The sequence below is a fragment of the Truepera sp. genome, assembly GCA_032027045.1.
In the GTDB taxonomy this organism is placed as follows: domain Bacteria; phylum Deinococcota; class Deinococci; order Deinococcales; family Trueperaceae; genus JAAYYF01.
Map to the genome: position 1 here is coordinate 1,072,586 of JAVSMU010000001.1, position 16,839 is coordinate 1,089,424.

At 65.5% G+C, this 16,839-nt stretch carries 30 protein-coding genes and 1 pseudogene; all 31 read left to right on the forward strand.

Annotation, left to right across the window (positions count from 1 at the left end; all coding sequences use genetic code 11):
* The first annotated feature begins 27 nt into the window (after nucleotides 1-27).
* The 31 genes and pseudogenes from fusA (at nucleotide 28) to rpsD (ending at nucleotide 16,799) form a co-directional block, all read left to right on the forward strand.
* Nucleotides 28-2,097, forward strand: coding sequence for an elongation factor G (gene fusA / locus ROY82_04850; GenBank protein MDT3681795.1), 2,070 nt, complete (start codon nucleotides 28-30; stop codon nucleotides 2,095-2,097).
* Between the two features lie 35 nt (nucleotides 2,098-2,132).
* Nucleotides 2,133-3,350: an elongation factor Tu gene (tuf, locus tag ROY82_04855; protein MDT3681796.1), complete on the forward strand. Its 1,218-nt coding sequence runs from the start codon at nucleotides 2,133-2,135 to the stop codon at nucleotides 3,348-3,350.
* Nucleotides 3,351-3,352: 2 nt separating this feature from the next.
* Nucleotides 3,353-3,673 (forward strand): 30S ribosomal protein S10, encoded by a 321-nt coding sequence (gene rpsJ, locus ROY82_04860; GenBank protein MDT3681797.1) that lies wholly within the window; start codon nucleotides 3,353-3,355, stop codon nucleotides 3,671-3,673.
* Nucleotides 3,674-3,675: 2 nt separating this feature from the next.
* Nucleotides 3,676-4,296 (forward strand): 50S ribosomal protein L3, encoded by a 621-nt coding sequence (rplC, locus tag ROY82_04865; protein ID MDT3681798.1) that lies wholly within the window; start codon nucleotides 3,676-3,678, stop codon nucleotides 4,294-4,296.
* Nucleotides 4,296-4,892 carry a 50S ribosomal protein L4 gene (rplD, locus tag ROY82_04870; GenBank protein ID MDT3681799.1) on the forward strand — a complete coding sequence of 199 codons (597 nt, stop codon included), beginning with the start codon at nucleotides 4,296-4,298 and terminating at the stop codon, nucleotides 4,890-4,892. Before rplC ends, rplD begins: the two co-directional genes overlap by 1 nt.
* Nucleotides 4,889-5,176 carry a 50S ribosomal protein L23 gene (rplW, locus tag ROY82_04875; protein ID MDT3681800.1) on the forward strand — a complete coding sequence of 96 codons (288 nt, stop codon included), beginning with the start codon at nucleotides 4,889-4,891 and terminating at the stop codon, nucleotides 5,174-5,176. Before rplD ends, rplW begins: the two co-directional genes overlap by 4 nt.
* 17 nt (nucleotides 5,177-5,193) lie before the next feature.
* Nucleotides 5,194-6,027: a 50S ribosomal protein L2 gene (gene rplB, locus ROY82_04880; protein ID MDT3681801.1), complete on the forward strand. Its 834-nt coding sequence runs from the start codon at nucleotides 5,194-5,196 to the stop codon at nucleotides 6,025-6,027.
* Nucleotides 6,028-6,029: 2 nt separating this feature from the next.
* On the forward strand, nucleotides 6,030-6,299 hold the full coding sequence (gene rpsS / locus ROY82_04885; GenBank protein MDT3681802.1) for a 30S ribosomal protein S19: 270 nt from the start codon (nucleotides 6,030-6,032) through the stop codon (nucleotides 6,297-6,299).
* 2 nt (nucleotides 6,300-6,301) lie between these two features.
* A complete protein-coding gene (gene rplV, locus ROY82_04890) occupies nucleotides 6,302-6,649 on the forward strand; it encodes a 50S ribosomal protein L22 (protein ID MDT3681803.1) in 348 nt (115 codons plus the stop codon).
* A pseudogene (rpsC, locus tag ROY82_04895) lies at nucleotides 6,639-7,262 on the forward strand (30S ribosomal protein S3). The gene rplV and the pseudogene rpsC overlap by 11 nt, the downstream one beginning before the upstream one ends.
* A 165-nt stretch (nucleotides 7,263-7,427) precedes the next feature.
* Complete coding sequence (rplP, locus tag ROY82_04900) at nucleotides 7,428-7,853, forward strand: 50S ribosomal protein L16 (protein ID MDT3681804.1); 426 nt, start codon at nucleotides 7,428-7,430, stop codon at nucleotides 7,851-7,853.
* Nucleotides 7,840-8,037, forward strand: a complete 198-nt coding sequence (rpmC, locus tag ROY82_04905) for a 50S ribosomal protein L29 (GenBank protein ID MDT3681805.1) — start codon at nucleotides 7,840-7,842, stop codon at nucleotides 8,035-8,037. Before rplP ends, rpmC begins: the two co-directional genes overlap by 14 nt.
* A gap of 14 nt (nucleotides 8,038-8,051) precedes the next feature.
* Nucleotides 8,052-8,285 (forward strand): 30S ribosomal protein S17, encoded by a 234-nt coding sequence (gene rpsQ, locus ROY82_04910; protein ID MDT3681806.1) that lies wholly within the window; start codon nucleotides 8,052-8,054, stop codon nucleotides 8,283-8,285.
* A 19-nt stretch (nucleotides 8,286-8,304) separates the two neighbouring features.
* The gene (gene rplN, locus ROY82_04915) at nucleotides 8,305-8,673 is read left to right on the forward strand and encodes a 50S ribosomal protein L14 (GenBank protein ID MDT3681807.1); all 369 of its coding nucleotides are present in this window, start codon (nucleotides 8,305-8,307) and stop codon (nucleotides 8,671-8,673) included.
* Nucleotides 8,673-9,002 carry a 50S ribosomal protein L24 gene (gene rplX / locus ROY82_04920; GenBank protein ID MDT3681808.1) on the forward strand — a complete coding sequence of 110 codons (330 nt, stop codon included), beginning with the start codon at nucleotides 8,673-8,675 and terminating at the stop codon, nucleotides 9,000-9,002. Before rplN ends, rplX begins: the two co-directional genes overlap by 1 nt.
* Nucleotides 9,003-9,016: 14 nt before the next feature.
* Nucleotides 9,017-9,556 carry a 50S ribosomal protein L5 gene (gene rplE / locus ROY82_04925; GenBank protein ID MDT3681809.1) on the forward strand — a complete coding sequence of 180 codons (540 nt, stop codon included), beginning with the start codon at nucleotides 9,017-9,019 and terminating at the stop codon, nucleotides 9,554-9,556.
* A 14-nt stretch (nucleotides 9,557-9,570) separates the two neighbouring features.
* Nucleotides 9,571-9,756 carry a type Z 30S ribosomal protein S14 gene (locus tag ROY82_04930; GenBank protein MDT3681810.1) on the forward strand — a complete coding sequence of 62 codons (186 nt, stop codon included), beginning with the start codon at nucleotides 9,571-9,573 and terminating at the stop codon, nucleotides 9,754-9,756.
* Between the two features lie 94 nt (nucleotides 9,757-9,850).
* Nucleotides 9,851-10,246 carry a 30S ribosomal protein S8 gene (rpsH, locus tag ROY82_04935; GenBank protein ID MDT3681811.1) on the forward strand — a complete coding sequence of 132 codons (396 nt, stop codon included), beginning with the start codon at nucleotides 9,851-9,853 and terminating at the stop codon, nucleotides 10,244-10,246.
* Entirely contained in the window at nucleotides 10,246-10,788 is a 543-nt protein-coding gene (rplF, locus tag ROY82_04940; GenBank protein ID MDT3681812.1) for a 50S ribosomal protein L6, read from the forward strand. Before rpsH ends, rplF begins: the two co-directional genes overlap by 1 nt.
* Nucleotides 10,789-10,808: 20 nt before the next feature.
* Nucleotides 10,809-11,156, forward strand: a complete 348-nt coding sequence (gene rplR, locus ROY82_04945) for a 50S ribosomal protein L18 (protein MDT3681813.1) — start codon at nucleotides 10,809-10,811, stop codon at nucleotides 11,154-11,156.
* Entirely contained in the window at nucleotides 11,156-11,629 is a 474-nt protein-coding gene (rpsE, locus tag ROY82_04950; GenBank protein MDT3681814.1) for a 30S ribosomal protein S5, read from the forward strand. The genes rplR and rpsE overlap by 1 nt, the downstream gene beginning before the upstream one ends.
* Nucleotides 11,626-11,802 carry a 50S ribosomal protein L30 gene (gene rpmD / locus ROY82_04955; GenBank protein ID MDT3681815.1) on the forward strand — a complete coding sequence of 59 codons (177 nt, stop codon included), beginning with the start codon at nucleotides 11,626-11,628 and terminating at the stop codon, nucleotides 11,800-11,802. Before rpsE ends, rpmD begins: the two co-directional genes overlap by 4 nt.
* The gene (gene rplO / locus ROY82_04960) at nucleotides 11,799-12,260 is read left to right on the forward strand and encodes a 50S ribosomal protein L15 (GenBank protein ID MDT3681816.1); all 462 of its coding nucleotides are present in this window, start codon (nucleotides 11,799-11,801) and stop codon (nucleotides 12,258-12,260) included. The genes rpmD and rplO overlap by 4 nt, the downstream gene beginning before the upstream one ends.
* A 2-nt stretch (nucleotides 12,261-12,262) precedes the next feature.
* The gene (gene secY, locus ROY82_04965; protein ID MDT3681817.1) at nucleotides 12,263-13,579 is read left to right on the forward strand and encodes a preprotein translocase subunit SecY; all 1,317 of its coding nucleotides are present in this window, start codon (nucleotides 12,263-12,265) and stop codon (nucleotides 13,577-13,579) included.
* Nucleotides 13,580-14,170: an adenylate kinase gene (locus ROY82_04970; protein ID MDT3681818.1), complete on the forward strand. Its 591-nt coding sequence runs from the start codon at nucleotides 13,580-13,582 to the stop codon at nucleotides 14,168-14,170.
* Entirely contained in the window at nucleotides 14,164-14,964 is an 801-nt protein-coding gene (map, locus tag ROY82_04975; GenBank protein MDT3681819.1) for a type I methionyl aminopeptidase, read from the forward strand. Before ROY82_04970 ends, map begins: the two co-directional genes overlap by 7 nt.
* A gap of 43 nt (nucleotides 14,965-15,007) precedes the next feature.
* Nucleotides 15,008-15,229 carry a translation initiation factor IF-1 gene (infA, locus tag ROY82_04980; protein ID MDT3681820.1) on the forward strand — a complete coding sequence of 74 codons (222 nt, stop codon included), beginning with the start codon at nucleotides 15,008-15,010 and terminating at the stop codon, nucleotides 15,227-15,229.
* 10 nt (nucleotides 15,230-15,239) lie between these two features.
* Complete coding sequence (gene rpmJ, locus ROY82_04985; protein ID MDT3681821.1) at nucleotides 15,240-15,356, forward strand: 50S ribosomal protein L36; 117 nt, start codon at nucleotides 15,240-15,242, stop codon at nucleotides 15,354-15,356.
* Between the two features lie 2 nt (nucleotides 15,357-15,358).
* The gene (rpsM, locus tag ROY82_04990; protein MDT3681822.1) at nucleotides 15,359-15,739 is read left to right on the forward strand and encodes a 30S ribosomal protein S13; all 381 of its coding nucleotides are present in this window, start codon (nucleotides 15,359-15,361) and stop codon (nucleotides 15,737-15,739) included.
* A gap of 13 nt (nucleotides 15,740-15,752) precedes the next feature.
* Nucleotides 15,753-16,142, forward strand: a complete 390-nt coding sequence (gene rpsK / locus ROY82_04995) for a 30S ribosomal protein S11 (GenBank protein MDT3681823.1) — start codon at nucleotides 15,753-15,755, stop codon at nucleotides 16,140-16,142.
* Between the two features lie 39 nt (nucleotides 16,143-16,181).
* On the forward strand, nucleotides 16,182-16,799 hold the full coding sequence (rpsD, locus tag ROY82_05000; GenBank protein ID MDT3681824.1) for a 30S ribosomal protein S4: 618 nt from the start codon (nucleotides 16,182-16,184) through the stop codon (nucleotides 16,797-16,799).
* Nucleotides 16,800-16,839 lie beyond the last annotated feature (40 nt).

Genomic DNA, 16,839 nt, shown 5'->3' on the forward strand with positions numbered 1-16,839 from the left:
GAGTAGAGCGACCACGACAGAACTGATATGACGACAACGATCACGGATCTTCACAAGACGCGCAACATCGGTATCGCCGCGCACATCGACGCCGGCAAGACCACGCTCACGGAGCGGATCCTTTACTACACCGGCCGCATACACAAGACCGGCGAGACCCACGAGGGCGCGGCCCAGATGGACTGGATGGCGCAGGAACGCGAACGCGGCATCACCATCACGTCCGCCGTGACGCAGGCCTTCTGGCACGACACGCGCATCAACGTCATCGACACGCCCGGCCACGTGGACTTCACCATGGAAGTCGAGCGCAGCATGCGCGTGCTCGACGGCGCCGTCGCGGTGTTCGACGCCAGCCAGGGAGTCGAACCGCAGAGCGAGACCGTATGGCGGCAGGCCGACAAGTACCACGTGCCCCGCATCGCCTTCGCCAACAAGATGGACAAGACCGGGGCATCCTTCGAGCTCGTCCTCGATTCCATGCAGGACCGCCTCGGAGCGGTCGCCGTCCCGCTCCAGTGGCCCATCGGCGCCGAAGACTCCTTCGAGGGCATGATCGACCTGCTCGACATGAAGGCCATCTACTATCACGACGACCTCGGCGTGAAGATCGAGATCGAGGACATACCCGCCGAGCTTCAGGCCCTGGCCGACGAGAAGCGCGCCCTCATGGTCGAGCGCGTGGCGGAGTTCAACGACGACGTCGCGATGTACTACCTCGAGGGCCAGGACGTGCCGAACGACCTGCTGCGCGAGGCGATCCGCAAGGGCACCATCGCCCTCGACTTCTTCCCCGTGTGCTGCGGCTCCGCCCTGAAGAACAAGGGCGTGCAGCGGCTGCTCGACGCCATCGCCGCGTACCTGCCGTCGCCACTCGACATCCCACCCGTGCCGGGCGTCAACCCCGAAACGGGCCAACCCGACAGCCGTCCGGCCGAGATCGATGGCCCCACGGCGGCGCTGGCGTTCAAGATCGCCACGGACCCCTACGTCGGTCGCCTCGTCTTCGTGCGCGTCTACTCGGGTGCGCTCAAGGCCGGCACGTACATCTACAACGTCACCAAGGGCCGCCGCGAGCGCATCGGGCGCCTGCTGAAGATGCACGCCAACTCGCGCGAGGAAGTCGACGTCATCGAGGCCGGCTCGCTGGGCGCGGTGGTGGGTCTCAAGGACACCACCACGGGTGACAGCCTCAGCGACATGGAACACCCCATCATCCTCGAGTCCATCGAGGTCCCCGAGCCCGTCATCACGGTGGCCATCGAGCCCGCCTCGAAGGCCGACCAGGACAAGCTCTCCAACGGGCTAGTGAAGCTGACAGAGGAGGACCCCACCTTCCGCGTCGAGTCGGACCCCGAGACGGGCCAGACCAAGATCTCGGGCATGGGTGAGCTGCACCTCGAGATCATCGTGGACCGCCTGAAGCGCGAGTTCCACGTGAAGGCCAACGTCGGCGCGCCCCAGGTCGCCTACCGCGAGACCATCTCCAAGCCGGTCGACGTCGAGGGCAAGTTCGTGCGCCAGTCCGGCGGCCGCGGTCAGTACGGCCACGTCAAGATCAAGGCCGAACCCCTGCCGCGCGGCACCGGCAACGTGTTCGAGAACCAGGTGGTGGGCGGCACCATCCCCAAGGAGTTCCTCCCCGCGGTCCAGAAGGGCGTGGAAGAGGCCATGCAGAGCGGCCCGCTCCTCGGTTTCCCGATCGTCGACATCAAGGTCATGCTCTACGACGGCTCTTACCACGAGGTCGACTCCTCGGAGATGTCGTTCAAGATCGCGTCCTCCATGGCCGTTCGCGAGGCCATGAAGCAAGGCGGCGCCCAGGTGCTGGAGCCCATCATGCGCGTCGAGGCGACCACGCCCGACCAGTACATGGGCGACGTCATCGGGAGCCTCAACTCCAGGCGCGGCCAGATCCAGGGCATGACACCTCGCGGTAATGCCCACATCGTGACCGCCAACGTTCCGCTCGCCGAGATGTTCGGCTACGCCACCGACCTGCGCAGTCTTAGCCAGGGTCGCGCTACGTTCTCGATGTTCTTCGATCACTACGAGGCAGTGCCTCGTGGCGTGCAAGAAGAACTGTTGAAGAAATAATCAGGATTCTAGGTAGTACTTAAGGAGCTTTGATCATGGCTAAGGGTGTTTTTGAGCGTACGAAGCCGCATGTGAATGTTGGGACGATTGGTCATGTTGATCATGGGAAGACGACGTTGACGGCGGCGATTACGTTTACTGCGGGTTCGGCTGATGCTTCGGTTGAGGTGCAGTCTTATGATGCGATTGATAAGGCGCCGGAGGAGCGGGCTCGGGGTATTACGATTAATACTTCGCATGTTGAGTATCAGACTGCGGCGCGGCATTATTCGCATGTTGATTGTCCGGGGCATGCGGATTATGTGAAGAATATGATTACGGGTGCGGCGCAGATGGATGGTGCGATTTTGGTGGTGTCGGCTGCTGATGGTCCGATGCCGCAGACGCGTGAGCATATTGTGTTGGCGCGTCAGGTGGGTGTGCCGTTTATTGTGGTGTTTTTGAATAAGGTTGACATGGTTGAGGATGTGGAGTTGTTGGAGTTGGTGGAGATGGAGGTGCGTGAGCTTCTGTCTGCGTATGAGTTTCCGGGGGATGATTTGCCGGTGGTGAGGGGGTCGGCGTTGCGGGCGTTGGAGGCGTTGGTGGCGTCGCCTAAGTTGCCGCGTGGTGAGAATGTTTGGGTTGATGGGGTGTGGGAGTTGTTGGATGCGGTTGATGCTTATATTCCGACGCCGGTGCGGGATGTGGATAAGGCGTTTTTGATGCCGGTGGAGGATGTGTTTACGATTACGGGTCGTGGGACGGTGGCGACTGGTCGTATTGAGCGGGGTGTGGTGAGGACGGGGGATGAGGTTGAGATCGTGGGGTTGTCTGATACTCGTAAGAGTGTCGTGACGGGTGTGGAGATGCATAGGAAGACGTTGGATTCGGGGATGGCTGGGGATAATGTGGGGGTTTTGTTGCGGGGTGTGGGGCGTGATGATGTTGAGCGGGGTCAGGTGTTGGCTCGGCCGGGTTCGATTACGCCGCATACGGTGTTTGGTGCGAGTGTGTACATTTTGAGGAAGGAGGAGGGTGGTCGTCATTCTGCTTTTTTCTCTGGTTATCGTCCGCAGTTTTATTTTCGGACGACTGATGTGACGGGTGTGGTGTCTTTGCCGGGTGGGGTGGAGATGGTTATGCCTGGGGATAATGTTGAGTTGTCGGTTGAGTTGATCAAGCCGATTGCGATGGAGGAGGGGTTGCGGTTTGCGATTCGTGAGGGTGGTCGTACGGTGGGTGCGGGTGTCGTGACCACCGTCGTCAAGTAATCATGGCAGCCCCACGCATTCGCATCAAACTGAAGGCCTTCGATCATCGTAGCCTCGACACCTCGGCTACCAAGATCGTCGAGACCGTGCGCCGCAGTGGCGCCAAGGTCGTCGGCCCCGTTCCGCTGCCCACTCGCATCAGGCGCTTCTGCGTCCTTCGGAGCCCCTTCACCGACAAGGACAGCAGGGAACACTTCGAGATCCGGACGCACAACCGGCTCATCGACATCAAGGCGCCGACCAAGAGCACCATCGACTCGCTCATGCACCTCGACCTCCCGACCGGGGTCGACATCGAGATAAAGACCGTCGGAGGCCGTTGACAGTGAAAGGAATCCTCGGCACCAAGGTGGGCATGACCCAGGTGTGGCAAGGCGACCGGCTCGTGCCGGTGACCGTCGTGCTCGCCGGTCCGTGCCCCGTGGTGCAACGCAAGACCCCGGGCACCGACGGTTACTCCGCGGTGCAGCTGGGGTGGGACGAGCTCCCCGCCAAGGCGGTGAACCAGCCGACCGCGGGTCACTTCAAGCGCGCCGGCGTGGCGCCCCAGCGGCACCTGGTCGAGTTCCGCGACTACGCGCCCGAGACCGACGAGGTCAAGGCGGACGTGTTCAGCGCCGGCGAAGCCGTCGACGTCACGGGAATCAGCAAGGGCCGCGGCACGGCGGGGGTCATGAAGCGCTGGAACTTCAGCGGCCTGCCCGCCTCTCACGGCGTGAAGAAGAAGCACCGTTCGCCCGGCTCCATCGGGCAACGCAAGTTCCCGGGCCGCGTCTACAAGGGCAAGCGCATGGCCGGCCAGTACGGCAATGAGGTCGTCACGATCATCGGCCTCGAGGTCGTCGAAGTCCGCGTGGAAGACAACCTGCTCCTCCTGAAGGGCTCCATCCCGGGCCCGAACGGCGCCCTGGTGCAGGTGCGGCAGTCGAACAGGAAGGTGAGCTGATGTCGGTCACCGTCGACGTCGTCGGCAGCGGTCGCAAGGTCACGCTCGACCTGCCGGAACCCAAGGAGTCGGTGCTGCACGAGGTGGTCATGTGGCAGCTCGCCAAGCGGCGCCGCGGCACCGCCGCCACCAAGACGCGGGGCATGATCACGGGCTCCACCGCCAAGATCTACCCACAGAAGGGCACCGGCCGCGCTCGCCACGGCGACCGCAAGGCCCCGATATTCGTGGGTGGCAGCAAGGCCTTCGGCCCCCACCCCCGTTCGTACGCCTACACGCTTCCCAAGCGCGTACGGCGGCTGGGCCTCCAGATGGCCATCGCCGCGCGTGCCCAGGACGGCCGCCTCACGCTGGTCGATTCGTTCGGGGTCAACGGCAAGACGCGCGAGTTCGTGGCCTGGGCCAAGAGCAACGGCTTCGAGGGCAACGAGCGCGTGCTTCTCGTCACCGACGATGAGCTGGCGCGCCGCGCCGCGCGCAACCTGCCGTGGATCGACGTCCTCGCCACGGCGGGGCTCAACGTCTACGACATCTTGCGTGCCGGCCACGTGATCGCCGACGCCAAGCTGTTCGACACGGCCGAGGAGTCCGCATGAACCCGCACGACGTCATCTTTGCGCCGGTCCTCAGCGAGAAGGCCGTCCAGGCCATCGCCGACGGCAAGTACTCGTTCTACGTCCATCCGCAGGCCAACCGCGTGCAGATCCGCGAGGCCATCGAGACGGTCTTCAAGGTCGACGTGACCAAGGTCAACTTGCTCACCGTCACCGGCAAGGTCAAGCGCCAGGGGCGCTTCTCCGGCCGCCGCCCAGAGCGGAAGAAGGCCATCGTCACTCTCAAGGCCGGGCAGCGCATTCAGCAGCTCGAGGGCCTGTCGTGAAGGAGGAGGGATAGGTAATGCCTACCAAGAGTTATCGCCCCTACACCCCCTCCCGTCGCAGCATGACCACGCTGGACTTCGCCGAGATCACTCGCGAAACCCCAGAGAAGTCGCTGGTACGCCCGATCAAGAAGTCGGGCGGTCGCAACCACCACGGGCGCATCACCTCGCGCTTCCGGGGCGGCGGCCACAAGCGCCGTTACCGCGTCATCGACTTCCGTCGCCGCGACAAGGAGGGCGTGCCCGCCAAGGTCGCCGCCATCGAGTACGACCCGAACCGCAGCTCCAACATCGCGTTGCTCCACTACCGCGACGGGGAGAAGCGCTACATCCTGGCCCCAGAGAAGCTCTCCGTGGGCAGCCTCGTGGTTAGCGGCGCCGACTCCGAGCCCGTGATTGGCAACGCGATGCCGCTACGGTTCGTGCCCGTCGGCACGGTCGTGCACGCCGTCGAGCTGCTCCCCGGCAAGGGCGCCCAACTGGCCCGTTCGGCCGGCACCAGCATCCAGATCCAGGGCCGCGACGGCATCTACGTGACGCTGCGCCTGCCCTCGGGCGAGCTGCGCAAGGTGCACGGCGAGTGCTACGCCACCGTGGGCGGCGTCGGCAACAGCGAGCACAAGAACATCGTCATCGGCAAGGCCGGCCGCAAGCGCTGGCTTGGCCGTAAGCCCCACCAGCGCGGTCGGTCCATGAACCCGGTCGATCACCCGCACGGTGGCGGCGAGGGTCGCTCCACGGGCGGACGCCCGCCGGTCAGCCCCTGGGGCCAGCAGGCCAAGGGCCTCAAGACGCGCAACAAGCGTAAGGGTTCGAGCCGCTTCATCGTGCGGCGCCGGAAGGTGAGCTGAACATGGCGCGTAGCATCAAGAAGGGGCCGTTCGTAGACGGTCACCTCCTCAAGAAGATCGACGCGGCCAACGCCTCCGGCGACCGGCGCGTCATCAAGACCTGGAGCCGCCGTAGCACCGTCGTGCCCGAGATGGTCGGACACACGATCGGCGTCTACAACGGCCGCCAGCACGTCCCCGTTTTCGTGCAGGAGACCATGGTCGGGCACAAGTTGGGCGAGTTCTCGCCCACGCGCACGTTCCGTGGCCACTCCGGCTCGCGGAAGGACTGAGCATGCCCCAGCAAGCCAAGGCTTCCCTCCGCATGCTCAGGATCACGTCGCGCAAGACGCGGCTCGTGGCCGACCTCATCCGTGGCAAGGACGTTACCAAGGCCGAGGACATCCTGCGCTACACTGACAAGCGCTCCGCGTTGCCCATGCTGAAGGTGCTGAGGAGCGCCAAGGCGAACGCGGTCAACAACCACGACATGTTCGAGGACAGCCTCTTCGTCAAGGCGATCGAGGTCAGCGAAGGGCCGACGCTCAAGCGGTTCCTGCCCCGTGCCCGCGGCCGGGCGGACCTCCTGCGCAAGCGCACTTGCAACATCTCGATCACCTTGGAGGAACGCAGTGGGAAATAAGATCAACCCCGTCGGCTTCAGGCTCGGCGTGAACAAGGACGCCTCGGCGCACTGGTACGCTTCGCCCGCCGACTACCCGCGCCTCCTGCAAGAGGACGAACTGATTCGTGCCGTCGTCATCAAGGACGTCGGTCACTCGGGCATCGCCCGCATCGAGATCGAGCGCGCCGCTCACAACATCAACGTGACCATCCACACGGCCAAGCCGGGTGTGGTCATCGGGCGTGGTGGCGAGGCCATCAAGGCGCTGCGCACGAAGCTGGGCGCCAAGATCCCCGGCACGATCGGCGTCAACGTCCAAGAGGTCTCCAACCCGAACACCAACGCCGCACTCATCGCGCAGCGGATCGCCGAGCAGCTCGAGCGGCGCTTCGCGTTCCGGCGGGCCATGAAGCAGGCCGTTCAGCGCACGATGGAGTCGGGCGCACGGGGCGTCAAGGTGCGCTGCTCCGGCCGCCTGGGCGGCTCCGAACAGGCGCGCCCGGAGTGGTACGCCGACGGCCGCGTGCCCCTGCAGACGCTGCGCGCAGACATCGATTACGGCACGGCCCGCGCGAACACCACCTACGGAGTCATCGGCGTCAAGGCGTGGGTGTTCCACGGCGAGATCGTCGGCGACAAGCAGCGCAAGGCGGCCGTGCTGCCGCGGCCGAAGGCCGACGACGACAAGAAGCGCAGGCGCCGGCCCGGCGCCAGGCGCCGCGACGGCACCGGCAAGCCGGGCGCCCGCGACGCGCGCGACGCCCGGCCGCGGGCCCGTAAGGAGCGTGGCTGAGCCATGTTGCTACCCAAGCGTGTCAAGTACCGCAAGCAGATGCGCGGTCGCATGACCGGCGCCACCAAGGGGGGCGACTACGTCGCCTTCGGCGACTACGGCCTGGTGGCCCTGGAGCCGGCCTGGATCAAGTCGAACCAGATCGAGGCCGTCCGCGTGACCATGAGCCGTTACTTCCGCCGTGGCGGTAAGATCTACGTTCGCATCTTCCCTGACAAGCCCGTCACCAAGAAGCCGCAGGAAGTGCGGATGGGTAAGGGGAAGGGCGCTGTCGAGTACTGGGTCAGCGTAGTGAAGCCCGGGCGGGTGATGTTCGAGGTCGCCAACGTGACCGAAGAGCAGGCCAAGGAGGCCTTCCGCCTCGCGTCTCACAAGCTGCCGATCAAGGTCAAGATGGTCAAGCGGGAGATCTACGATGAAGCCCAATGAGGTGCGGAACATGAGCCTCGGCGAGATCACCGCCGAGGTGGAGAAGCGCCGCGAGGAGCTGTTCGACCTGCGGCTCCAGTCGGCCGTGGGGCACACCAGTAACCCGCGCCGCGCCCGCATGGCCAAGCGCGAGATCGCTAGGCTCCTCACCATCGCCAAAGAGAAGGCCGAGGGAACACGGTGAAGTCGAAGACAAGCATGCAGGGCCGCGTCGTGAGCAACAAGGCCGATAAGACCGTGACGGTCAACGTGGAGCGGCGCTTCAAGCACCCGCTTTACGGCAAGGTCGTCACCGTCTCGAAGCGCTACCTCGCGCACGACGAAGAGAACTCCTATCAGGTCGGTGACCTCGTGGAGATAGCCGCCAGCCGCCCCATCAGTCGCCGCAAGCGCTTCGTCGTGTCGCGCTTGATAGAGAAGGCGCGCGCTTAGGCCGCGGGAGTGAGCTGAGATGATTCAACAGGAAAGCTACCTAGACGTGGCCGACAACTCGGGAGCCCGCACCATCCAGTGCATCCGCGTCCTCGGCACCGGCCAGCAGTGGGTCGGTTCGGTGGGCGACGTCATCGTCGCGGCCGTGAAGGACGCCATCCCGCACGCCGCCGTCAAGAAGGGCGACGTCGTGAAGGCCGTCATCGTGCGGACCAAGAAGGAAGTCAGCCGGAAAGACGGCTCGTCGATCCGCTTCGACACCAACGCCGCGGTCCTCCTGAACCCCCAGAACGAGCCGCGCGGCACGCGCGTCTTCGGGCCGGTAGCGCGCGAACTGCGCGAGAAGAAGTTCATGCGCATCGTATCGCTGGCCCCGGAGGTCCTCTGATGTCCCAGGTCAAGTCGCGGATCAAGAAGGGCGACAACGTGAAGGTCATCGCCGGGAAGCACAAGGGGTCCCAGGGCGAAGTGATCTCCGTCGACCGCATCAAGGGCCGCGTGCTCGTCAAGAACGTGAACGTCATCAAGAAGGCGCAGCGCCCCACGCAGGAGAACCCGCGCGGCGGCTTCCTGGAGCAAGAGGCCTCGCTTCACCTGAGCAACGTGCAACTGGTCGACCCCCAGACGGGCACCCCCACCCGCATCGCCTATCGCCAGCTCGACGACGGGCGCAAAGTGCGCATCGCCGTCAAGAGCGGCGCGCAGTTGGACGAGTGAGCAACGTGGAGAAGATCGAACTACCAATCAAGAAGCGCTTCGCGGCCATCCAGCCGCAACTGGCGGAACGCCACGGTTACACCAACCCCATGGCCATCCCGCGCGTCGAGAAGATCGTCGTGAACATGGGGCTCGGAGAAGCCCGCGAGGACTCGAAGGTCATCGACAAGGCCTCCAAGGAGATCGCGGCCATCACCCTGCAGCGCCCGGCGGTCACGCGCGCCAAGAAGTCGGTGTCGAACTTCAAGGTCCGCGCCGGCATGCCGGTCGGCCTGCGCGTCACCCTGCGCGGCGTGAAGATGTGGGCGTTCCTCGACCGCCTCGTCAACATCGCCCTCCCACGCGTCCGCGACTTCCGCGGGGTTCCTTCCAACAGCTTCGACGGCCGCGGCAACTACAGCCTCGGCATCCGTGAGCAGATGGTCTTCCCCGAGATCAGCTTCGAGCAGGTCGACGCCACCCGTGGCTTCGACGTCACCATCGTCACCACGGCTAAGACCGACGAGGAAGCGCGCTCGCTCCTCGAACTCCTCGGCATGCCGTTCAGGAAGTAAGGGAAGGAGGAAGAGTGGCCACCAAGGCTCATATAGCGAAGTCCAAGCGCACCCCCAAGTTCGCCGTTCGCGCCGGCAACCGCTGCTCGCGCTGCGGCCGGTCGCGCGCCTACCTGCGCGATTTCGGCGTCTGCCGTATCTGCATGCGAGAACTTGCCCACGCCGGGCACCTGCCGGGCGTCGTCAAGGCGAGCTGGTGAGGCGCGAAGCGCGCCCGCTGACAATCGAGTCGAAGTAGTAGCGGGGAAAAGGTCGGCGCATACGCGCCGAAACCGCCCCCACGGAGGAAGGTAAATGCAGACGGATCCAATCGCAGATATGCTCACGCGCATCCGCAACGCCGTGGCCAAGGCCGAGGCAAGCGTCGACGTGCCGGCGAGCAAGTTCAAACTGGCCCTGGGCCAGGTGCTGGTCTCCGAGGGCTACCTCAAGTCGATCGAGTCGGTCGACAAGGACGGCAAGCCCTACTTGCGCATGGGGCTCAAGTACGGCCACAAGCGCACCCCGGTCATCCACTCCCTGAAGCGCGTCTCGACCCCGGGCCGCCGCGCCTACGCCAAGGCCGCGCACGTGCCCGTAGTTCGTGGCGGGCTCGGCCTCGCCATCGTCTCCACTTCCCAGGGTCTCATGGTCGACCGCGAAGCTCGCCGCCAGAACGTCGGCGGGGAGATCGTCTGCGAGGTGTGGTGATGTCGAGGATCGGCCGCTCACCCATCCCGCTGCCCAAGGGTGTCGAGACCAAGCTAATGGAGCCGGGCAAGGTGTCCGTCAAGGGACCCAAGGGAAACCTGGAGGTCGTCTTCAGCACGCGCCTGGGGCTCTTGCAAGAGGCCGGCACCCTCAGCATCACCCGCCCCACGGATCACCGGGAGGACCGCGCCCAGCACGGCCTCGCCCGTAGCCTCATCGCCAACGCCGTCACGGGCGTCACGCAGGGCTACGAGAAGAAGCTCGAGATCCACGGTGTGGGCTTTCGCTGCGCCAACAAGGGCAGCAGCCTCGAGTTGACCCTCGGCTACTCGCACCCGCTCACCGTCGAGGCCCCCGCGGGCATCACGATCCAGGCCACCGAGCCCACTCGCATCACCGTGAGCGGCATCGACAAGCAACTCGTCGGCCAAGTCGCCGCCGATATCCGCGCGCTGCGTCCACCCGACTCGTACCACGGCAAAGGTGTCAGGTACGCGGGAGAAACCGTCCGCCTCAAGCCCGGCAAGTCCGCGGCTCGCTGAGCGCAGGTCAAGGAATGAGCATGAACGCTACCGTACGCAAGGAACGTCGCGCCAACCGGACCCGCCGCCGGTTACGCAGGCCCGTCGAAACCGAACGCCTGCGCCTCTCGGTATTCCGCAGCGCCAAGCACATCTACGCGCAGGTCATCGACGACGCGCAAGGTCGCACCGTCGCAGAGGCCAACAGCAAGACGCTCGCCGCAACCGGCACCAAGTCGGAGCAGGCCAAGGAAGTCGGCAAGCTACTCGCCGAACGCGCCCTGGCCGCCGGCGTCAAGAGCGTCGTTTTCGACCGTGGCGCCTTCCGCTACCACGGCCGTGTCAAGGCCCTGGCAGAAGGGGCCCGTGAAGGAGGCCTCGAGTTCTGATGGCTGATACCGACTTCGAAGATAAGGTCATCTTCATCCGCCGCACCGCCAAGACCTACAAGGGCGGCCGCAGGTTCCGCTTCGGCGCCATGGTCGTCATCGGCGACCGTAACGGCCGCGTGGGCGTCGGGCTGGGCAAGGCCCGCGAAGTGCCCGTGGCCGTGCAGAAGGGTCAGTACGTGGCCCGCCGCAACGTCATCAACGTGCCCATCGAAGAGGGTGGCACCATCCCCCACGAGGTCCTCGGCGAGCACGGCACCAGCCGCGTCATGCTGAAGCCCGCGGGCGCCGGGACCGGCGTCATCGCCGGCAGCGTGCCTCGCGCCATCGTGGAACTCGCCGGTTACCGCAACCTCCTCACGAAGGAGCTCGGCAGTCGTAACCAGACGAACGTCGCCTACGCCGTCATCGAGGGCCTCAAGCAACTGCGCACCTACGAGGACTCCAAGCGTTTGAGGGAGGCGGCCGAGTGAAGCTCAAGCTGGTCCGTAGCCTCATAGGCTCCACGAAAAGGCAGCGCGGCACGGTGAACGCACTGGGTCTCAAGAAGATCGGGGACGCGCGCAAGGTGGTCGACAACGAGTCGACCCGAGGGATGGTCGAGAAGGTCAAGCACCTCGTCGTCATCGAGGAGGAGAAGCGGTGAAGCTCAACGAACTCGCCCCAGCAGCGGGCTCGAAGAAGTCGCGGAAGCGCGTCGGCCGCGGCGTGGGCAGCGGTCGCGGCAAGACCGCCGGCCGCGGGCAGAAGGGCCAGGCGAGCCGCTCCGGCTTCAGCCAAGGGGCCGGTTGGGAAGGCGGGCGCTCGCGCCTGATCATGCGCCTGCCGAAGCGCGGCTTCACGCGCGTCAAGGAGCCCTTGCAGCTCGTCAACCTCCGTGACCTCAACGGCTTCACCGAGGGCGGACAGGTCGGCGCTGAGGAGCTCGTGGCCGCCGGCGTCATCCGCCGCACCGACCACCCCGTCAAGCTGCTCGCCGACGGCGAGCTCGAGGTCAAGGGCCTGGTCATCACGGTCGATCGGGCCTCCAAGGGCGCCCTCAGTGCCGTCGCCGCCGCCGGCGGTCGAGTAGTCCTACCCGGCGCTCCGGCCGAGGGCGCTTAAATATGCTGAAGGCCTTTCGCAACGCTCTGGTGATACCGGACTTGCGGGCCAAGCTGCTCGTCACGATCGGACTCCTGGCCGCATACCGCCTGATGGTCCACATCCCCACCCCGGGAGTGGACATCCAGGCGCTGAAGGCCGGCGGGTTCGGTGGTGGCGTCTTCTCCCTGCTCAACTTCATCTCCGGTGGCAACTTCGAGGTCTTCTCGATCGCCGCGCTCGGGGTCATCCCCTACATCACGGCCAGCATCATCATCCAGCTGCTCCAAAGCACCTACCCGCCCCTTGAGAAGCTCTCCAAGGAGGGCGAGGAGGGTCGGCGCAAGATCACGCAGTACACGCGCTGGGGCGCCACGGCGCTGGGCGCCATCCAGGCGCTGTTCCTGGCCGTCGCCCTCATCGGGCCCTCCGGCGCCCTCAAGGTGGGCTGGGCGAACGGGCCGTTCTTCTGGTTCGTCGTCCTCGTCACGCAGGTGGCCGGCATCACGGTCGTCATGTGGCTGGGCGAGAAGATCACCGAGTACGGCATCGGTAACGGCATCTCGCTCATCATCTACGCGGGCATCGTGGCCGCGTTCCCGGGTGCGCTCGGGCAGCAGTTCGCCCTCATCGGCGCGGGCGAATCCAACGTGTTCGGCCTGCTCTTCTACCTCGTGCTGCTCGTGGTCGCGATCGCGGGCATGGTGCTCGTGCAGCAAGCCGAGCGCCGCATCCCGGTGCAGTACGCCCGCAAGGTCGTCGGCCGCAAGGTGATGGGCGGCCAGACGACCTACATCCCGCTGCGGCTCAACGCCGCCGGCGTCATCCCCATCATCTTCGCCGTCGCCATCCTCGTGCTCCCGCAGACGCTCATCGGCGGCTTCCCCGAAGTGGCCTGGCTGCAGAGCCTGGGCGCCTGGTTCAACCCGTCACAGTGGCAGGGGCTGCTCTTCAGCACGCTGCTCATCGTCGGGTTCACCTACTTCTACACGCAGATCTCGTTCGACCCGCGCCGCATCAGCGAGAACCTTCGCGAGTACGGCGGCTTCGTGCCGGGCGTGCGCCCGGGTCAGCAGACAACTGAGCACCTCACCCGCATCACGAACAGGATCACGCTCTGGGGCGCACTCTTCCTGGGCCTGGTCAACGCGCTCCCGCAGACCTTCTCGTGGCTCACCGGCCAGCAGCAGCTCTCCCTGGTCTTCTCCGGGACGGGCCTGCTCATCATGGTGGGCGTTGCGCTCGACACTCTGCGTCAACTCGAGTCTCAACTCATGATGCGCCACTACGAGGGCTTCGTGTCCAAGGGCCGCATCCGCGGCCGTGGGAGGCGCTTCTAGGTGAGCGCGCACGGACCTGAGGTCGTCCTGCTCATGGGCCCACCGGGGGCCGGCAAGGGCACGCAGGCCAACCTGCTGGCCGCCAGCCGGGACCTGCTGAAGCTCTCGACGGGCGACATGCTCCGCGCACACGTCAAGGGCGGCACCGAGCTGGGCACCAGGGCGAAACGCGTCATGGACGAAGGCGGCCTGGTGTCGGACGACATCATCATCGCGATGGTGAAGGCCGAGCTGGACCGCTTGGACCCCATCCGCGTGCTGCTCGACGGCTTCCCGCGCACCACCGTCCAGGCCGAGGCGCTCGACGAGCTCCTGGCCGACTACGGTGCCGCCATCGACGCCGCCATCGAGCTCAGGGTCGACGACCAGGAGCTGGTCCGCCGGCTACTGGGCCGCGCCCGGCAGGAGGGCCGCTCCGACGACAACGAGGCGACCATCCGCCGGCGAATGGCGGTCTACCGCGAGCAGACCGAACCGCTCCTCGACTACTACCGCAGGCAGGGCAAGGTCCATGACGTCGACGGCGTCGGCACCACCGAGGACGTCTTCGAGCGGATCGAAGCGGCCCTGGAAGGCGCCCTGGCATGGTAGTCAAGCGCCAAAGCGAGCTGGACATCATGGCAGAGGCCGCCGTCATCAACCGCGAGGCCCTCGAGGTGGTCGAGGCGGCCGTGGCCCCCGGCGTCACCACGCGCGAGTTGAACGCGCTGGCCGAAGATGCTATCCTCTCACGCGGCGGGAAGCCCGCTTTCAAGGGTTACAACGGTTTCCCCGCCTCTATCTGCGCCAGCCCGAACGAGGTGGTCGTTCACGGTTTCCCCGACGACCGCCGGCTAAGGGAAGGCGATATAATCTCGATCGACATCGGGACGTTCTATCGCGGGTACGCGGCCGACATGGCGCGCACCTACGCGGTGGGCGACGTCTCCGTCGAAGCCCGCAACCTCCTCGAGGTCACCGAGCGGTCGCTGACCGCCGGCATCGAGAAGGCCCTGCCGGGCAAGCGCTTGGGCGACATATCCGCGGCCATTCAGGATGTCGTCGAGGCGGCTGGTTACTGGGTGATCAGGGAATTCGTAGGACACGGCATCGGCCGGGAGTTCCACGAAGGACCGGAAGTGCCCAACTTTGGTAGTGCCGGTACCGGACCCCTTCTCCGTCCCGGCCTCGTCCTGGCGATCGAGCCCATGGTGGCTCAGCGGCGCACGCGCGTCGTCATCGCGGACGACGGCTGGACGGCCTCCACCGAGAACGGGAGCCTGGCGGCACATTTCGAGCACACCGTAGCCATCACCGAAGATGGCCCTTGGGTGCTGACAGCGATCGGCGGAACCGGAGCCAAGAGCGCTCATCCGGCCGCCCCAGGAGGTGTGCATGGCGCGTAAGAGGTCGGGTCCGCCCAGAACCAAGAAACCACGCGTGGAGCGGTTGGAAGAAACGACTCAAGATACTATCCGCACTGAAGGCGTGGTACTTGAAGCGCGCCCCAACACGACCTTCCTGGTCCAGTTGGACGCCGGGCCCGAGATCCTTGCCCACGTAGGTGGCAAGATGCGCCGTCACTACATCCGGATCCTCCCAGGCGACCGCGTCGTCCTGGAGATCAGCACTTACGACCCCGAGAAGGGTCGGATCGTCTACCGCAAGTAGGAGTTGGGGCATGAAAGTAAGGGCTTCAGTCAAACCAATGTGCGACAAGTGCAAGGTGATCCGCCGGCACGGTCGCGTCTACGTCATCTGCTCGGTCAACCCGACGCATAAGCAAAGGCAGGGCTGAGAGTGGCTCGTATCGCAGGTATCGACCTGCCGCGCGACAAGCGCATCGAGGCCGCCCTCCCGTACATCTACGGCATCGGCTGGAGCCGCTCCGTGGACATCCTCGCCAAGGCGTCGGTCGACCCCGGCACGCGCGTCAAGGACCTCACGGACTCCGAGGTCTCGCGCCTGCGCGAAGTCGTCGACCGCGACTACAAGGTGGAGGGTGACCTGCGCCGCGAAGTGCAGCTCAACATCAAGCGCCTCATGGACATCGGTTGCTACCGTGGCCTCCGCCACCGTCGCGGCCTTCCGGTCCGTGGGCAGTCCACCAAGACCAACGCGCGTACCCGCAAGGGACCGCGCCGCACCGTGGCCGGCAAGAAGAGGGCCCCGAAGAAGTAAGGGACGCTGACCTATGGCAAAACCCACGAAGACCACGAAGAAGCGGGTCAAGCGCTCCCTCACCGAGGGCAAGGCGTTCATCCACGCTTCCTACAACAACACCATCGTCACCATCACCGACATGGCCGGCAACACCGTGGCCTGGTCGTCGGCCGGTTCCATCGGCTACAAGGGATCCAAGAAGGGCACGCCGTACGCGGCGCAGCTCGCGGCCGCCGACGCCACCCGCAAGGCCCAGAACATGGGCGTGTCGCAGGTCGACATCGTCATCAGGGGCACGGGCTCCGGACGCGAGCAGGCGATCCGTTCCATCCAAGCGACGGGCGTCACCGTGCGCACCATAATCGACGACACCCCCACACCCCACAACGGCTGCCGCCCGCGCAAGCGGAAGCGTCCCTGAGCTTGGGGCGCGGCCCCATGATGGGGGCCTAGGAGAGATATGGGTCGATACAGAGGACCGATAGTCAAGATCTGCAGACGCGAGGGCGCCAACCTGGTGGAGACGCCGAAGGTGCAGCGCTACATGGAGAGGCACCCGTACCCCCCGGGGCAGCACGGCCAGCGTCGCCGTCGCAAGCCGAGCGACTACGGCGTGCGTCTGCGCGAGAAGCAGAAGCTGCGCTTCTACTACAACATGAGCGAGAAGCAGTTCCACAACCTGTTCGAGGAGGCCGAGCGCGCCGAGGGGTCGACGGGAACCGTCTTCCTGCAGTTCCTCGAGTCGCGCCTCGACAACGTCGTCTACCGCCTGGGCATCGCCTACACGCGGCGGCAGGCGCGCCAGTTCGTGGCTCACGGCCACATCCTGGTCAACGGCAAGCGCGTCGACGTCCCGTCGTACCGCGTGCGTCCGGCCGACGTCATCGAAGTGGCTCCCAACGCCAAGAAGAACCCCGTGATCCAGGCCAACATCGAGGATCGTCGGCGGGGCAAGCTGAACCCGTGGCTCGAGTTCGACGGCGAAACCATGAAGGGCAGGTTCCTTCACCGCCCGGCCCGTGAGGACATCATGGTGCCCGTCAACGAGCTCCAGGTCATCGAGTACTACTCGCGCTAAGCGGCGAGCAAACGAGTCAAGTCGCTACCGAGGAGGTACC

What these genes read in the sequence shown, in the direction of transcription:
- fusA (MDT3681795.1), top strand. Translation starts at nt 28, where the DNA reads ATGACGACAACGATCACGGATCTTCACAAGACGCGCAACATCGGTATC.
- tuf (MDT3681796.1), top strand. Translation starts at nt 2,133, where the DNA reads ATGGCTAAGGGTGTTTTTGAGCGTACGAAGCCGCATGTGAATGTTGGG.
- rpsJ (MDT3681797.1), top strand. Translation starts at nt 3,353, where the DNA reads ATGGCAGCCCCACGCATTCGCATCAAACTGAAGGCCTTCGATCATCGT.
- rplD (MDT3681799.1), top strand. Translation starts at nt 4,296, where the DNA reads ATGTCGGTCACCGTCGACGTCGTCGGCAGCGGTCGCAAGGTCACGCTC.
- rplW (MDT3681800.1), top strand. Translation starts at nt 4,889, where the DNA reads ATGAACCCGCACGACGTCATCTTTGCGCCGGTCCTCAGCGAGAAGGCC.
- rplB (MDT3681801.1), top strand. Translation starts at nt 5,194, where the DNA reads ATGCCTACCAAGAGTTATCGCCCCTACACCCCCTCCCGTCGCAGCATG.
- rpsS (MDT3681802.1), top strand. Translation starts at nt 6,030, where the DNA reads ATGGCGCGTAGCATCAAGAAGGGGCCGTTCGTAGACGGTCACCTCCTC.
- rplV (MDT3681803.1), top strand. Translation starts at nt 6,302, where the DNA reads ATGCCCCAGCAAGCCAAGGCTTCCCTCCGCATGCTCAGGATCACGTCG.
- rplP (MDT3681804.1), top strand. Translation starts at nt 7,428, where the DNA reads ATGTTGCTACCCAAGCGTGTCAAGTACCGCAAGCAGATGCGCGGTCGC.
- rpmC (MDT3681805.1), top strand. Translation starts at nt 7,840, where the DNA reads ATGAAGCCCAATGAGGTGCGGAACATGAGCCTCGGCGAGATCACCGCC.
- rpsQ (MDT3681806.1), top strand. Translation starts at nt 8,052, where the DNA reads ATGCAGGGCCGCGTCGTGAGCAACAAGGCCGATAAGACCGTGACGGTC.
- rplN (MDT3681807.1), top strand. Translation starts at nt 8,305, where the DNA reads ATGATTCAACAGGAAAGCTACCTAGACGTGGCCGACAACTCGGGAGCC.
- rplX (MDT3681808.1), top strand. Translation starts at nt 8,673, where the DNA reads ATGTCCCAGGTCAAGTCGCGGATCAAGAAGGGCGACAACGTGAAGGTC.
- rpsH (MDT3681811.1), top strand. Translation starts at nt 9,851, where the DNA reads ATGCAGACGGATCCAATCGCAGATATGCTCACGCGCATCCGCAACGCC.
- rplF (MDT3681812.1), top strand. Translation starts at nt 10,246, where the DNA reads ATGTCGAGGATCGGCCGCTCACCCATCCCGCTGCCCAAGGGTGTCGAG.
- rplR (MDT3681813.1), top strand. Translation starts at nt 10,809, where the DNA reads ATGAACGCTACCGTACGCAAGGAACGTCGCGCCAACCGGACCCGCCGC.
- rpsE (MDT3681814.1), top strand. Translation starts at nt 11,156, where the DNA reads ATGGCTGATACCGACTTCGAAGATAAGGTCATCTTCATCCGCCGCACC.
- secY (MDT3681817.1), top strand. Translation starts at nt 12,263, where the DNA reads ATGCTGAAGGCCTTTCGCAACGCTCTGGTGATACCGGACTTGCGGGCC.
- map (MDT3681819.1), top strand. Translation starts at nt 14,164, where the DNA reads ATGGTAGTCAAGCGCCAAAGCGAGCTGGACATCATGGCAGAGGCCGCC.
- rpmJ (MDT3681821.1), top strand. Translation starts at nt 15,240, where the DNA reads ATGAAAGTAAGGGCTTCAGTCAAACCAATGTGCGACAAGTGCAAGGTG.
- rpsK (MDT3681823.1), top strand. Translation starts at nt 15,753, where the DNA reads ATGGCAAAACCCACGAAGACCACGAAGAAGCGGGTCAAGCGCTCCCTC.
- rpsD (MDT3681824.1), top strand. Translation starts at nt 16,182, where the DNA reads ATGGGTCGATACAGAGGACCGATAGTCAAGATCTGCAGACGCGAGGGC.